The organism is Janthinobacterium sp. GW822-FHT07H11 (assembly GCF_058798615.1).
Window position 1 is genome coordinate 3,243,838 of record NZ_CM179507.1, and the last position, 13,673, is coordinate 3,257,510.

Below are 13,673 nucleotides of genomic sequence, written 5' to 3' on the forward strand. Positions count from 1 at the left end.
GAAACACCATGCACGCAACATCCTCACTGACCTTCACCGCGCAGCCGGAATTGCGCGAGTTACGCGCCACTGCGCTCGCTTGCCTGCTGGAACCGGACCCGGCCACCAAGGTGGCGATGGTGGCGGCCATGGCCGAGGCGCAACTTTCTCTCGATGCGCAGGCGCCGCTGGCGCCCACCGGCGCCGTGCCGGGCCGTCCCGAGCGCCCGGAACTGGTGCCGCCGCGCCTCGTGGGGCGGCGCTCGATGATCACGCCGGAAGGGCGCGCCATGCTGGTCCACGCGCTCGCGCACATCGAGTTCAACGCGATGAACCTGGCGCTGGACGCCTTGTGGCGCTTCCCGGACTTGCCGTTTGAATACTACACGGACTGGCTGCGCGTGGCGAAGGAGGAAGCCACGCACTTTGCCATGTTGCAGGCGCACTTGCAGGTGCTGGGCCACACGTATGGCGACTTTCCCGGCCACGACAGCCTGTGGGAAATGGTCGACAAGACGCGCGGCGACGTGCTGGCGCGCATGGCGCTGGTGCCGCGCACCCTGGAAGCGCGGGGCCTGGACGCGATTCCGCCGCTGCGCGCCAAGCTGGCGCAGGCGGGAGATCTGGCCGCCGCCACCATCCTCGACATCATCCTGCGCGATGAAGTGGGGCACGTCGAGATCGGCAACCGCTGGTACGGCTATCTGTGCGATCAACGGGGCCTGGAATTGCGCGCCACCTATGCCGAGCTGGCGCTGCGCTACGAAGCGCCCACCCTGCGCGGCCCGTTCAACCTGGAAGCGCGGCGCCGGGCCGGCTTTTCGGAGCTGGAATTGTCCGACTTGCCGGCCTGAGCCGCCGCATGCCCGCCGCCGGGATGCTCAGGGGTGGGCCGTCAGGCTCAGGTGCCAGTGGCTCAGGTGGGCCGGATCGATGCTCACCTTGGCCGGTTTGGCCCAGGCCGGCACGCCGGGTATCCTGGCGTTGGGCGGGTTGGCAAAGCGGCCGTCGACGAGGGCCAGCTTGACGAAGCTGTGGCCGATGTAGATGACGCGCGTGGCGCCCTGTGCCGCTTCCAGCGTCAGCATGGCCCGGTTGGCCGCGATCCACGCCACCAGCAATGCCAGTCGCGGCTTGTTCGGCAGCCCGGCCGCCACTTCGGCCTGCGCGTCGTTGATCAGCTTGCGGATGCCGGTGCCGTTGCCGGCGCCGCCCAGCGTATCCGTGTAGCCGCCCGCGCCGTCCGCGTAGCGCATGTCGATCTGCTGGCCATCGCTGTGGCCGCTATGCCCGAGGATGGAGCGGCCCGCCGCCGTCTGCGTCACATGCTGGCCGCTGATGTCGTCGAAGCGGTAGGGTTTGTTCAACAGCCAGGCGATCGTCAGGCGCGTGGCCCACGAGTCGCCGCCCGCATCGCGGGCGCCGTAGCGCCGCGCCGCCAGCGCCGGTTCGTTGTCGGCCAGGTACAGGGGAATAAAGGCCGTGTCCCCCTTGAAATCCACCTGGCCCCCCTCGGCCGGATCGGACGTCGCTTCGCTGCTGTCGATCTGCCCCTTCAGGCGGATGGTGACGACGGCCTTCTTGTCGATCTTGTCGCCGGCAAAGGTGGGCAGCACCAGGCCCTCGAACTTGACCTTGCCCGGATTCTTGGTATTGACCTGGGACAACAGGTTGTCGGTGCTGAACGAGGGGTTGCCGCCGCCGGCGGAGATGCCGATGTTCACTTCCGTGATGGTGGCCGCCGCCGGCGTGTACTGCAGTTCCAGCGGTACCGTATGGGTTGGCGTGGTGGTGCCTTGCGATACGGAAACATAGGGGCCCGGCAAGTTGCCCGTTACCTTGATCGGTTGCAAGATGGGGTGGCCATCCTTGTTGGGTGACAGAAATTGCGCCTTGCTGACTTTCAAACCCTTGCATGCCAGGCTCAGCTCCACCCGGGTGACGGTCGGCAGCTGGCTGTCGCCGATATTCGTGGCGCTGACGGCGCCGCCGATGGCCAGGGCGCCATTCACGGTGTGCTTGCTGACATCGATGCAATCGGTCTTGACGATGGTTCCCTGCGTGAAGTGCGACTGGTTCACGGCGCCGGCGGCTGCCAGGTTGGCGCCGGGCAAACCGAGCACGGCATACGACCAGGTATCGTTGAAACGGCTTTGCTGCGTCGTGTACACGGGATATTCGGCGGTGCTGACGGTGATCTTCACGCCCACGTATTTCGTGCCTTGCGGCACCGTGTAGGCGATGGGGACGCTGATGGTCTGGCCTTGCGCGGCCGCCGTGGCCGTAAAGGTCTGGCTGCCCTCGTCATCGAGCGGCGTGGCGGCGGGCGGCGGGGCCGCATCTTCCTGCGCGCTGCGCGCGGGCGGCGCGCTGCCGTCCTGGGTGACGGTGCCGGCGACAAAGGCGCCGCCGGCGGCTGGCCTGGCCACCGACGCCGCATACGGGTAGACGATGCCGACGTTGACCGTCGTGCTGTTCGGAAAGACGGCAGCGCTGATGCTGACCGCATTCGGATGTTCGAGGTCGTTCAGGGTCAGCTGGTAAGTGTCCGGGATGACGCCGTCGAAGCGGAAGGCGCCCGTGGCGTCGATCACGGCCACGCGGCGCTGGTGGAGGTTATAGCCGGCCAGCAAGATCTTCTTGCCGGCCAGGCCCGTGGCGTTGCCACCCGTCGGCGTGCGCATCTGCCCCAGCAGCACGGTGCTCGATTTGATGACGGTCAAGGCATACGACACGGCAAATTCGCCGTCCTGCGAAACGAAGTTGAGCTGCATGTCGAGCGCGCCGGAGGGCAGGGAGGCCAGCAACTGTTGCATGGCCGTGGCGCTGATGGTGAAGCTGCCCGTGTCGGGGTGGAACACCCAGAACGGCTTCAAGGCGACGGCCGTACCGCCGGGCGCCGCCAGGAAGCCGTCGCTGTCGTTCTGCAGGGCCAGCGCCGGCGCGCCGCTCAGGCGCAATGTCAGCCCGCCCGCCAGCAGCGTATTGTTCGGCCCCAGTCCCGTGATGGCCAGCTTGGGCGGCGTGGCCGGCAGGCTGCCATCGTCGAGCGGTTCGACATAGGTTTCCACCGCCGTCGGCACTTCCGTCTGGATCAGCACATCGAAGATGGCGACTCTAGCTCCCTTGCTGATGAAAAATTGCGCATGCTGGTCGCTGCCCGTATCGCCGGGCGTCGAAAAGCGCAGGCTGCCATCCTTGAGCAGCACGTCGGTGACGGCGCCGGCGGCCTTGACGCTGTCGGCGCCATCCGGAAAGCCCAGGGCGTCGAGCGGCAGCACCACCACCTGCGCAGGCCGCACGGGGGCGAGCGCCACGCTGTCGCCGGCCGTGACGTTCCACACGAGGCCGCCCAGCTCGAAGGGCCGCGTGCGGTCGATGCGCAGCACGATGACGTCGGTGGCGGTGACCGTCGCTCCTGCCGCGATGCTGCCGGCCAGCACGTCGCCGTCAACGATGGTGGTGCCGGCCGGCACCCCGGCGAGTACGGCATGCACATTGTTTGCCGTGTCGCTGCCATTGTTGCGGATGCTGACGCGAAACGTGTATTCGTAGATGCGGCGGTTGACGCGCCGCTCGGCCGTCTTGCGCAGCGACGTGACGTCCAAGGGACCGGCGGCAAGGCCTTGATCCGTGCCATCGATGGCCGCTGGCGCCGTATCCTTGCCGGTGTCCTCTGGCGTGGCTGCCGCCAGCATGACTTTCGGCAGCGGCGGCTGCGTCGGGTCGTTCGAGCCGCCGCAGGCGCACAGGCCCGCAGCCAGCAATGGAACCAGCGCGGCGGCGGCCAGCTGCCCGCGCCGCAGGCACAGCATGGCCAGCACGCCGACCAGCAGCAGGCAGAACGTGGCCGGAACGGGAATGGCCACGGCTTGCGTCACGCCCGTTTCCAGCACGCTGAAGGAGACGGGGTCGAGAATGGAAAACGGCTGGGCGCCGGGGCTGCCCGCGCCCAGGTAATCGAAGGTGACGGAAAAGCCCGTGGCCGTGGCGCCGGGCGCGATGCCTCCCAGCATGGCCAGCGCATCGACGTAACCGTCGCCGGGAATGGCGGGATCGGGCTGCGCCAGCAGCACGTCCCAGCCGGGCGCCATGGAGACGTTCTGCAGCTTGGCGTACGTGCCCACGCTGAAGAACAAGGTGAATTCCTCGATGGGCACGGCCAAGGTGGTATTGCTGACCGTGTAGTCGTAGCGCCACTGCGTGCCGCCCAGCGACGTCGCCGTGTAGCCGATGCTGGTGGCGCGCGCGGCCGGCATCGCGCACAGCACGAAAGCCAGCAAGGCCAGCAACTTTACCAGCGCCTGTTTGATGCCTGTCATGATGACTCTCCCTGTTCCCGTCGCAAAGCGTGCCCGGGGAGGAGCTCAAGCAGGAAGCGTTCCTGCGAAAATCAGGCTGATAAAACAAGGACTTGCATGGCGTTTCGGCGGGCGGCTGTCAAATTTGCCGACAGTGGCGGGTATGGCTGAGTCTGTCAGCGCTGTCCTACCCGGCTTGTCGACACTGTCTGATTGTATGCCTTGAGGAAACACGCGATCATGATGTCAACGCTGCAACAACCCACCAATGGAGTATGCGATGCACAAGCCAGCCAAGCCCAGCCAGTTGAACAAGCCATTCCTGCTGATCTGCCTGTTCACCTTCTCGACCCTGGCGGCCACGCTGATGCAGGCTGGCGAGGCACAGCAGGCCGATACGGCGCCGGCGCCCGTGGCGCGCGAGGCGGGACAGGGTACCATGCCCCTGTGCAATAGCGATGCCTTCAAGCTGTCGGCCCAGTGCCAGCCACGACGCGAGGCCTGATACCGGCTTTGCCCGGCGCCTGTTCCTGCAAGCGCTGCTGCAGCAAGGCCAGCACGGCCGCTTCCTCCGGTGCCAGCGCCGGTACATCATCCTGCCATGGCTGCCGCGCCCGCGCGCGCATGCCTGCCAATAGACTGCCATCCAGATACGATTCCAGCACGGCCGGGTGCACATAGCATTTGCGGCAGATGGTCGGCGTGTTGCCCAGCTTTTTTGCCACCGACTCGATCGCCTGCACGATGTTCTTCTTCGCCTGCGCCTGGGAATCGACCTGCTCGAACGCCTGCAGCGCCAGCGCGGCCAGCAGGGTACCGGACCAGGTGCGGAAATCCTTGGCCGTATAGTCTTCGCCCGTCACTTCGCGCAGGTAGTCGTTGACGTCGCCCGAGTCGATGGCGTGGCGTTCGCCATGGTCATCGAGATATTGAAACAGCTCCTGGCCGGGTAGCTCGCGCATGCGCCGCAGCACCGTGGCCAGGCGCCGGTCGCTGAGGCGGATGGCGTGGCGCACGCCGCTCTTGCCCTTGAAGTGGAATTGCACGGCGTTGCCGTCGACCTGCACGTGGCGCGTGCGCAGGGTGGTCAGGCCGAACGATTTGTTCGCGCGCGCATATTCTTCATTGCCAATGCGCATCATCGTCACTTCCAGCAAATGCACGATGGTGGACAGCACTTTTTCGCGGGGCAAGCCGGGCAGCTGCATGCCGCGCGCGACGGCGGCGCGGATGGCGGGCAGGGCGGCTCCGAAGCTGAGCATGCGTTCATACTTGACTTCGTCGCGCAGCTTGCGCCAGCGCGCATGGTAGCGGTATTGCTTGCGCCCCCGCGCATCGCGCCCCGTCGCCTGCAGGTGGCCGTTGGCGCGCGCGCAGATCCAGACATCGGTCCACGCGGGCGGGATGGCCAGCGCCCGGATGCGCGCCAGGGTGGCGTCGTCGCGCACGGCTTGCCCGTCCGCGTCGAGGTAGCGGAAATTGCCGGCTTTGCCCTGGCGCGCGATGCCGTCCTGGTGGTCGCCCGTGTAGCGCAAGCCGGCGGTCTTGGCCGTGTCATGGCCAGGCATCGCCATTTTCATGCTTCACTCCCGGAGCCGGCCGCGCGCGCGGCGCGCCATTATGCTAATGTGCGCCTTCGGCAAGCCGTGCGCGGCGAACAGGAGCAGCAGATGTTTGGTAGAAGAAAGAATCTCGAGCAAGATCACGCCCCCCAGGCTGACAAGCAATACGAAAAGAAATACACCGATGACAGTTTTTGGGACAAGGTCGTCAAGTTCGCCAAGACGGCCGGGCGCGAAGTCATCGAAAAGGCGTTGTGGCTGTACTATGCCGCACAGCAGCCGAATACGCCGCTATGGGCCAAGACGGCCATCTACGGCGCGCTCGGCTATTTCATTTCGCCCATCGATGCGATTCCCGACATCACGCCCGTGGTCGGCTATGCGGACGACCTGGCCGTGCTGGCCGCCGCCGTGGCGACCGTCGCCACCTACATCACGGCCGACGTCAAGCAGCGCGCGGCCGAGAAGCTGCAGGGCTGGTTCGGCGCCTAGGCAGCGGGAGCGGGCTGGCCCTTGACGGCGTTGCGGTACCTGGCCTTGGCCTCGGCCTTCTTCACCGCCTCGCTGGCGATGTTCTGCGCCTTGATGCGGGCTTTTTCACTCTTGCTGCGCTGCTGCGCCACGTCCTTGTTGCCGATACGCTTGGTCATGCTGCTCTCCCTGGTAGTGGTGGGGTCCGAACGGCACAGCATACGTTCTTGCCAGGGCGCCACCGTGCGGCCGTTCACACAATGCGCCGCTTACTTCTTGGCCGGCCCGCCGGCCCGCGCCAGCAGGCGCCGCAGCACCTCCTTTTGAAACGTGCGCAATTCCTTGTCCGCGCCGATATTGGCGAACGCCAGCACGGCCGTCTTGCTGGCGCGGTCGACACAGACGACGGTGGCGGCGCCAGGATCGTTGCCGCTCAGGGTGGCCAGCGGCGTGCCGTCGACATCGCGCAAGACCCATGCCAGCGCCTGCCTGGCCGCCATTTCCGTTGCTGGCAGCGTGGCCGGCTGCGGCGCGAAGAACGTCTGCAAGGTCGCTTCGTGCAGGTAGCGCTCGCCACCGGCCTTGCCGCCATTGCTGAAGATGGCCAGGAAACGGGCAAAGTCATGCGCCGACGTGCGCAGCAGGCCTGCCGGCCAGTCCGGATAGCCGACAGGCGGCAGCAATTGCAGGCCCGGTTCCTTGTGCGCATACGGCAGGGCCACGCTGGCGCGGCGCGGCAGGCCGGCCAGGTTCCAGGCCGTGTGGCGCATGCCCAGCGGCTCGAACAGCAAGTTGTCGCTGAGGGCGTCGAGGCCGTCCGGATTCAGCCGGCCCGCCAGGTAGCCGAGCAGGGCGATGCCGACCCTGCTGTAGCGCCATTCCGTGCCCGGCCGCGCGGCAAACGACAGGTCCGCGTCATACCAGGCGCCGCCGCGCGACAGATAGCCTTTCAGGAAGTCGCGCAGGGGCAGGCGCGGATCGCCATCGACGGCGAAGGCCCTGGTCTTGTCGTACACGGCATCGGAAATGCCGGAAGTATGGCTGAGCAAATGGCGGAAGGTGATGGGAATGTCGGGAAACTTCGGATGCATGAGCGGGAAATCCAGGTACGCCGCCACCTTGTCGTCCAGGCCGAAGCCGCCTTGTTCCAGCAGCATCATGATGGCCGTGGCCGTGACGAGCTGGCTTACGCCGGCCGCATGGAAGGCCGTATCGGCATCGGCTTTCCTGCCGCCCTGTATGTCGGCCCAGCCATAGCCGCGCGCAAACACGGTGTCGCCGCCGCGCACGGCGGCCACGGCCATGGCCGGCGTTTCCGTGCGCGCCAGGCCGTCGTGCATGAAGGCATCAAATTCATTTTCCCAGGCTACATTGGCGGGATCGGTGGCGCAGCCAGTTTGCAGCAGGGCCAGCGACACGCCCAATCCCAGCACGCTTCTACGTTTCATCGTGTTCTCTTTCTGTACTGTTAAGCAGCCATGCGCATGCGGCGTACGCTGAGGGACGCCGTATCGATGGTCGTATATTGATTATCTTAACAATATTTCTGGACTTGATAGGCGAGATTGATGAAACATTGCTGTGCAGCAAAGACAACTGCCATCGCGCCGTGCCTATTTGCGCCAGTAACGGTCCAGCAAGGGCTTGACCGTCAGGCCGTGCGCGACGATGGAAAGCATGACGACGACGATGGTGATGTCGCCCAGTTCGCGCGCCAGCGCGGGCGGCAAGCCATGCGCGCTGGCATAGCTGAGGTAATACACGGAACCGATGCCGCGCACGCCGAACCACGCGGCCAGCCCGCGCAGGCGCACGCTGGTGCCGGAGCTTAGCAGTCCCAGCATCACGCTGGCCGGGCGCGCCACCAGCAGCAGGAACAGGGCCACGCTCCACGCCTGCCAGTTCCACGCCGCGGCCGTGACGGCGCCGCCCAGCAGCAGCACCAGGGTCAGTTCGGACAGGCGTTCCAGGTGTTCCTTGAAGACCAGCGCTTCGCCGCTGACGGTCAGCGGCGCCGCGCTGTCGTGCGGCTTGGCGGCGGACACGGCGTGGGTTTCCCCGGCCTGCAGCAAGCCTTGCCGGTCTTTCGGCGCGCCCGACAGCACCAGTTCCGTCTGGCGCAGGGCCACGCCGGCAAAGAAGACGGCCAGGAAGCCCCACGCATGCAGCCACGTGGCCACGCCGTACACGAGCGCGATCAGGCCCAGGCCCGCCAGGTCGTCGAGCACCTCGTGCTTCGGTTCCTTGCCGCGCACTTGCCAGCCCAGCCAGGCCAGCAGCGCGCCGCCGGCCACGCCCAGGACGATCGCGGCCGCGCTGGCCCACAGCAGGTCGCGCCACAGCCAGTGGCTGCCATGCGTGCCCAGCTCATGCAGGCCCAGCAAGCCCAGGCCCAGCATGACAAACGGAAAGCCGCTGCCATCGTTCATGCCCGCTTCGCTGGTGAGCATGAAGCGCAACTGTTCGCTGTCGCCCGCGTGGCGCAGCTGCACGTCGGTGGCCAGCACGGGGTCGGTGGGGGCGAGGATGGCGCCCAGCAGCACGCCCGCGCCCAATGGCAGGCCCAGCACCAGGCACGAAAAGGCCGCCACCAGGGCCACGGAGATGGCCATCGACAGCCAGGCCAGGCGCAGCGAGGGCAGCCAGCGCGCCAGGCTGAACGGCACGGGCATCTTGACGCCGGCGGAAAACAGGGAAATGAGGACGGCGATCTCGGCCAGGGTTTCCAGCAGGCTTGCCTGCTTGACCAGGTCGATGGAAAACAGGCCCAGGAACATGGGCCCCAGCAGCAGGCCCACTCCCAGGTAAGCCATGGCCGACGTAAACGGCAGGCGCGCGATGCTGGCGGCGGCCAGGCCCCGCGCCAGCATCAGGCAGCCGATCAGGATGAACCAGGCGGTGGTGCTCATGCTCCCTATTCTAATGGCGCACGGGCCAGGGCAGCGCGCCGCAGCTTGTTACGCCTTGTGCAACTGCAGCGTATCGTTCTGCGCCTGCATGGCGTGCAGCTCGATCGGGTCGAGCGTGGAGCGCAGGCGGGGCAGGCTGTGCGGATAATTGGCGGTAATAAAGGCCAGCATCTGCTCGCGCACGAGGCAGCGCAGTTCAAACGCCGTGCCCGAATCCACCGCGCTGATCAGGAAGCGCACGCGCACGGCCCGCTCGTTCGAATCCGTCGCCTGCACGGTGCAGACGCGGCCGTCCCATTGCTTGGCCGATGCGCAGATGCGCGTCAGTTCCGCCCGCAGGGGCTCGATCGGGATGCTGAAATCGAGCCACAGGAACACCGTGCCCAGGATATCCGAGGAGGTATGCGTCCAGTTCTCGAACGGATTTTCGATGAACCACTGCAGCGGCACGATCAGGCGGCGTTCATCCCACACGCGCACGACCACGTAGGTGCCCTTGATTTCCTCGACCGTGCCCCATTCGCCATTGACGATCAGCACGTCGTCGATGCGAATGGGTTGAGAAAACGCAATTTGCAGCCCTGCAATGAAATTGCCGAGCACGGGGCGGGCGGCGATACCGGCCACCAGGCCCGCCACGCCGGCCGAGGCCAGCAGGCTGGCGCCGATCTGCCGGGCGCCGGGCAGTGTCAGCAGCACGAAGGACAGGCCCAGCAGGACGACGATGGCGTGCGCGCTGCGCGTGAGCACGCGGGCCTGGGTGATCCGGCGGCGCGCGCGCAGGTTGTCGGCCGCGTCGACGGGATTGATCTGCGAAATCGTGATGCTGAGCGACTCGATGCATTGCATGGCCAGCCAGGTCAGCGCGATGATCAGCGCCACGCTGGCCAGGTGCGACATGGCGACGAGGCCCGGCGTGTCGTCGGGCGCGCTGGCCAGCACCATGCGCAGGCCGAAGACGACCAGGCACAGCTGGCTGGCGCGGAAGGCCACGCGCGCCACATTGCTGGCCAGCGCGTGGCCATGGGCCAGTCTTTTCAGCAAGCCGATGCCGGCCCGGTGCACGACTATGGCGACCAGGGCGACGAGCAGGGCGGAAACAAGCACGGTCAGCGCCGAGCGCAGCGGGCCTCCCATCAGCGAGTGAAACGTGTTGAGATCCATAGGCGAAAACTCCTTATTGATAAGTGAAATGGATGTCGGAAGCGGCTATTTTACGGGCAGATGACGTAACGGGGACGTGCGTTGCCGAACGGATAAGGTTGCCATCAAGGCAGATACTGGGCGTAACTACATGGCCCGGCCTGCCGCTTGATGTTTCATGACAGAAAGCAAGGGAACGGCGCCCCTCTGGAAACATGGCCATACTTGCCACGTTGTATTTGCAAAGGAAACAGATGATTTTACGATCGCTCCGCATGTCCTTGCGCTTCATCCTGCCACTGGCCCTGGTGCTGGGATTGTTTGCCTACATCGTCGTCCCCCTGCTCGACAATATCACCCTGCGCTGGTATGTGCGCGACCTCGACAGCCGGGCCGAATTGCTCGCCGGAACCCTCCGCCCCTCGCTCACCGACTACCTGCCCGCGCAAGACGCCACCCGCATCAGCGAACTGTTCCAGGGCGCCACGCGCGACGAACGCCTGATCGCGATCGGCTTTTGCGACAATGCGGGCCACTTGCTGTACCAATCCGCGCAATACCCGGCCTCGATCGGCTGCTGGAGCACGCCTCCCACGGGCGGCTTGTACAAGTCGCTGGCGCAATTGCCGCAAGGGCAAGTCCACCTGAGCGAAACGCCCGTCATGCAGGATGCGTCCCAGCTGGGCCGTCTGGTGCTGGTGCAGGACATGAGCTTTGTCGAGCGCCGCAATACCGATACCAAGCGTTTTATCTTTGCCTTCCTGGCCGTGCTGGCCGTGCTGATTTCCCTGATGACCGTGTTCGTCGCCCACCTGAGCTGGCGCGGCTGGCTGTCGGCCGTGAAGGATATTTTAAGAGGCGAATTGCTGCCGAAAAGTAATGCTGCGGTGGCCGCCGCCACGGCACCCGCCGCCGCGCCCGCGCCGCCGCCGGAAATGCAGCCGCTGATCGGCGACTTGCGCGAATTGCTGCAGGAATACCACCTGGAACGCCAGGGCGATAACGGCTGGTCGTCCGACTGGACGCCGGACAAGCTGCGCGGCTTGCTGGAAGCGGACTTGCAGGGCGACCAGGTGCTGGTCGTATCGAACCGCGAACCATATATCCACACCAAAACAGAGAGCGGGATCGTCGTGCAGCGCCCGGCCAGCGGCCTGGTGACGGCCGTGGAAGCCGTGATGCGCGCGTGCTCCGGCACGTGGATCGCGCATGGCGCCGGTTCCGCCGACCGCGAGACGGTCGACAAGCTCGACCACGTGCCCGTGCCGCCCGACAATCCCAGCTATACCTTGCGCCGCGTGTGGCTGACGGAAGAGGAAGAGCAGGGCTATTATTATGGTTTCGCCAATGAAGGCATGTGGCCGCTGTGCCATATCGCCCACGTGCGCCCCGTGTTCCGCTCGTCCGACTGGGAGCAGTATGTCAAGGTCAACCGCCGCTTTGCCGACGCCGTGATCGCCGAGGCAAAGACGGACAACCCCGTCGTGCTGGTGCAGGATTATCACTTTGCCTTGCTGCCGCGCATGGTGCGCGAAGCCTTGCCGAAGGCGACGATTATCACTTTCTGGCATATCCCCTGGCCGAACTCGGAATCGTTCGGCATCTGCCCTTGGCGCGAGGAAATCCTCGATGGCTTGCTGGGCAGCACCATCCTCGGCTTCCACACGCCATTCCACCGCAAGAATTTCCTCGAAACCGTGGACCGCTACCTGGAAACCCGCATCGAACCCGAGGCTTCGACGATTTCCTACGGCGGCGAGATGACGCAGGTCGAGGATTACCCGATCTCGATCGCCTGGCCCGAGGACGACCCGGCGCAGCCCGACGTGGCCGCGTGCCGCGCACAGATCCGTGCCGAGCTGGGCGTGGCGCCCGACCACTTGCTGGGCATCGGCGTGGACCGCCTCGATTACACGAAAGGCATCGTCGAGCGCTTCCAGGCCGTCGAGCGCATGTTCGAACTGCAGCCCGGCATGGTCGGCAATTTCACTTTTGTACAGATCGCCGCCCCCAGCCGCGCTTCGCTTGACGAATATCAAAGTTTTGACGCCAGGGTGCGCAAGATGGTCGAGCGCATCAACCGCCGTTTCGGCAGCGGAGACTACGTGCCCATCCTGCTGAAAGCCGAACACCACGGACAGGACGATCTGCAGCGCTATTTCCGCGCCTCGGAAGTGTGCATGGTGACAAGCTTGCATGACGGCATGAATCTGGTGGCCAAGGAATTCATTGCCGCGCGCGATGACGAGCTGGGCGTGCTGGTGCTGTCGCAATTCACGGGCGCGGCGCGCGAATTGCATGAAGCGCTGATCATCAATCCTTACCACATCGAGCAGGGCGCCGAGGCCCTGTACCGTGGCCTCGTGATGCCGCCCGTGGAGCAGCGCGAGCGCATGAAGAGCATGCGGGCGCGTGTGAAACATTTCAACGTCTACCGCTGGGCCGGGCGCATGCTGCTCGATGCGGCCCGTTTGCGCCAGCGCGACAAGGTCATGACCAAGATCGACGCCCACAGCCGCATGCAGCGGCGCAAGGGGGGGCGATGAAGCAAGCTGTTGACGATGATCACACCGTGCTGGAACTGCTGGGCAATCGCGCCTCGGCCGTCTTCCTCGATTTCGACGGCACCCTGGTCGACCTGGCGCCCACGCCCGACGGCGTGCGCGTGGCGCCCGGCGTCATCGAAGCGCTGGCGCTGCTGGCCGAGCGCCACGGCGGCGCGCTGGCCGTCATTTCCGGGCGTCCCGTGGCGCAGATCGACGCCATGCTGGCGCCCTTGACCCTGCCGGTGGCGGGCGTGCATGGCGTGGAGCGGCGCGGCGCCGATGGCCAGTTGCACGTGGCGGCCACGCCCGACGTGGCGCCCGTGCTGGCGCGCGCGCAATTGCTGGCGGCGATGTACCCCGGCTTGCTGGTGGAACAGAAGCGGGGCGCCGTGGCCCTGCACTACCGGCTGGCGCCCGAGCTTGAACCGTTATGCCTGCAGGAAATGACGGCCGCCGTGCAAGCGTGCCCCGGGGTATTGCTCTTGCATGGCAAAATGGTCGTGGAAGCCAAGCCGGCCGCCACCGACAAGGGCGGCGCCATCGCCGCCTTCATGCGGGAAAACCCGTTCGCCGGCCGCCGGCCCGTGTTTGCCGGCGACGACACCACCGACGAGGCAGGCTTTGCCTTTGTACAACAAGCAGGCGGGCAGGGCGTCAAGGTAGGTGGCGGCCCCAGCGCCGCCACCCTGCGCCTGGCCAGCCCCGGCGCCCTGCGCGCCGCCTTGCTGGCCGCCGCCGTATCCCCGATATCGAAGGAGTAGC

11 protein-coding genes are annotated in these 13,673 nt (G+C 66.1%); 5 read left to right on the plus strand and 6 right to left on the minus strand.

Annotated elements, in window-relative coordinates; all coding sequences use genetic code 11:
- The first annotated feature begins 8 nt into the window (after window positions 1-8).
- The gene (locus AC3RCJ_RS14345) at window positions 9-833 is read left to right on the plus strand and encodes a ferritin-like domain-containing protein (protein WP_492964349.1); all 825 of its coding nucleotides are present in this window, start codon (window positions 9-11) and stop codon (window positions 831-833) included.
- A 27-nt stretch (window positions 834-860) separates the two neighbouring features.
- Here the strand turns inward: AC3RCJ_RS14345 and AC3RCJ_RS14350 are convergent, their stop codons facing one another.
- Window positions 861-4,301 carry a hypothetical protein gene (locus tag AC3RCJ_RS14350; RefSeq protein ID WP_492964348.1) on the minus strand — a complete coding sequence of 1,147 codons (3,441 nt, stop codon included), beginning with the start codon at window positions 4,299-4,301 and terminating at the stop codon, window positions 861-863.
- 259 nt (window positions 4,302-4,560) lie between these two features.
- Between AC3RCJ_RS14350 and AC3RCJ_RS14355 the strand changes: the two genes are divergently transcribed.
- Window positions 4,561-4,785 carry a hypothetical protein gene (locus tag AC3RCJ_RS14355; RefSeq protein WP_492964347.1) on the plus strand — a complete coding sequence of 75 codons (225 nt, stop codon included), beginning with the start codon at window positions 4,561-4,563 and terminating at the stop codon, window positions 4,783-4,785.
- Here AC3RCJ_RS14355 and AC3RCJ_RS14360 read toward each other — a convergent pair.
- Window positions 4,745-5,860, minus strand: coding sequence for a DNA topoisomerase IB (locus AC3RCJ_RS14360; RefSeq protein ID WP_492964346.1), 1,116 nt, complete (start codon window positions 5,858-5,860; stop codon window positions 4,745-4,747). The two genes, AC3RCJ_RS14355 and AC3RCJ_RS14360, sit on opposite strands and share 41 nt — an antisense overlap.
- A 90-nt stretch (window positions 5,861-5,950) precedes the next feature.
- Here AC3RCJ_RS14360 and AC3RCJ_RS14365 point away from each other — a divergent pair, with 90 nt between their 5' ends.
- Window positions 5,951-6,334, plus strand: coding sequence for a YkvA family protein (locus AC3RCJ_RS14365; RefSeq protein WP_492964345.1), 384 nt, complete (start codon window positions 5,951-5,953; stop codon window positions 6,332-6,334).
- Here AC3RCJ_RS14365 and AC3RCJ_RS14370 read toward each other — a convergent pair.
- The 4 genes from AC3RCJ_RS14370 to AC3RCJ_RS14385 all read right to left on the minus strand — a co-directional run bounded on the left by AC3RCJ_RS14370 (window position 6,331) and on the right by AC3RCJ_RS14385 (window position 10,386).
- Window positions 6,331-6,492: a hypothetical protein gene (locus tag AC3RCJ_RS14370; RefSeq protein WP_492964344.1), complete on the minus strand. Its 162-nt coding sequence runs from the start codon at window positions 6,490-6,492 to the stop codon at window positions 6,331-6,333. The two genes, AC3RCJ_RS14365 and AC3RCJ_RS14370, sit on opposite strands and share 4 nt — an antisense overlap.
- 90 nt (window positions 6,493-6,582) lie before the next feature.
- A complete protein-coding gene (locus AC3RCJ_RS14375) occupies window positions 6,583-7,761 on the minus strand; it encodes a serine hydrolase domain-containing protein (protein ID WP_492964343.1) in 1,179 nt (392 codons plus the stop codon).
- Between the two features lie 165 nt (window positions 7,762-7,926).
- On the minus strand, window positions 7,927-9,222 hold the full coding sequence (locus AC3RCJ_RS14380) for a cation:proton antiporter (RefSeq protein ID WP_492964342.1): 1,296 nt from the start codon (window positions 9,220-9,222) through the stop codon (window positions 7,927-7,929).
- Between the two features lie 48 nt (window positions 9,223-9,270).
- Window positions 9,271-10,386 carry a mechanosensitive ion channel family protein gene (locus AC3RCJ_RS14385; protein ID WP_492964341.1) on the minus strand — a complete coding sequence of 372 codons (1,116 nt, stop codon included), beginning with the start codon at window positions 10,384-10,386 and terminating at the stop codon, window positions 9,271-9,273.
- A gap of 254 nt (window positions 10,387-10,640) precedes the next feature.
- On the opposite strand from AC3RCJ_RS14385, the gene AC3RCJ_RS14390 reads away from it, so the two are divergent.
- Both AC3RCJ_RS14390 and otsB read left to right on the plus strand, forming a co-directional pair.
- Entirely contained in the window at window positions 10,641-12,911 is a 2,271-nt protein-coding gene (locus AC3RCJ_RS14390) for an alpha,alpha-trehalose-phosphate synthase (UDP-forming) (protein WP_492964340.1), read from the plus strand.
- Window positions 12,908-13,672, plus strand: a complete 765-nt coding sequence (gene otsB, locus AC3RCJ_RS14395) for a trehalose-phosphatase (RefSeq protein WP_492964339.1) — start codon at window positions 12,908-12,910, stop codon at window positions 13,670-13,672. The genes AC3RCJ_RS14390 and otsB overlap by 4 nt, the downstream gene beginning before the upstream one ends.
- The last annotated feature ends 1 nt before the right edge of the window (window position 13,673 follow it).

What these genes read in the sequence shown, in the direction of transcription:
- AC3RCJ_RS14345 (WP_492964349.1), top strand. Translation starts at nt 9, where the DNA reads ATGCACGCAACATCCTCACTGACCTTCACCGCGCAGCCGGAATTGCGC.
- AC3RCJ_RS14350 (WP_492964348.1), bottom strand. Translation starts at nt 4,301, where the DNA reads ATGACAGGCATCAAACAGGCGCTGGTAAAGTTGCTGGCCTTGCTGGCT.
- AC3RCJ_RS14355 (WP_492964347.1), top strand. Translation starts at nt 4,561, where the DNA reads ATGCACAAGCCAGCCAAGCCCAGCCAGTTGAACAAGCCATTCCTGCTG.
- AC3RCJ_RS14360 (WP_492964346.1), bottom strand. Translation starts at nt 5,860, where the DNA reads ATGAAAATGGCGATGCCTGGCCATGACACGGCCAAGACCGCCGGCTTG.
- AC3RCJ_RS14365 (WP_492964345.1), top strand. Translation starts at nt 5,951, where the DNA reads ATGTTTGGTAGAAGAAAGAATCTCGAGCAAGATCACGCCCCCCAGGCT.
- AC3RCJ_RS14370 (WP_492964344.1), bottom strand. Translation starts at nt 6,492, where the DNA reads ATGACCAAGCGTATCGGCAACAAGGACGTGGCGCAGCAGCGCAGCAAG.
- AC3RCJ_RS14375 (WP_492964343.1), bottom strand. Translation starts at nt 7,761, where the DNA reads ATGAAACGTAGAAGCGTGCTGGGATTGGGCGTGTCGCTGGCCCTGCTG.
- AC3RCJ_RS14380 (WP_492964342.1), bottom strand. Translation starts at nt 9,222, where the DNA reads ATGAGCACCACCGCCTGGTTCATCCTGATCGGCTGCCTGATGCTGGCG.
- AC3RCJ_RS14385 (WP_492964341.1), bottom strand. Translation starts at nt 10,386, where the DNA reads ATGGATCTCAACACGTTTCACTCGCTGATGGGAGGCCCGCTGCGCTCG.
- AC3RCJ_RS14390 (WP_492964340.1), top strand. Translation starts at nt 10,641, where the DNA reads ATGTCCTTGCGCTTCATCCTGCCACTGGCCCTGGTGCTGGGATTGTTT.
- otsB (WP_492964339.1), top strand. Translation starts at nt 12,908, where the DNA reads ATGAAGCAAGCTGTTGACGATGATCACACCGTGCTGGAACTGCTGGGC.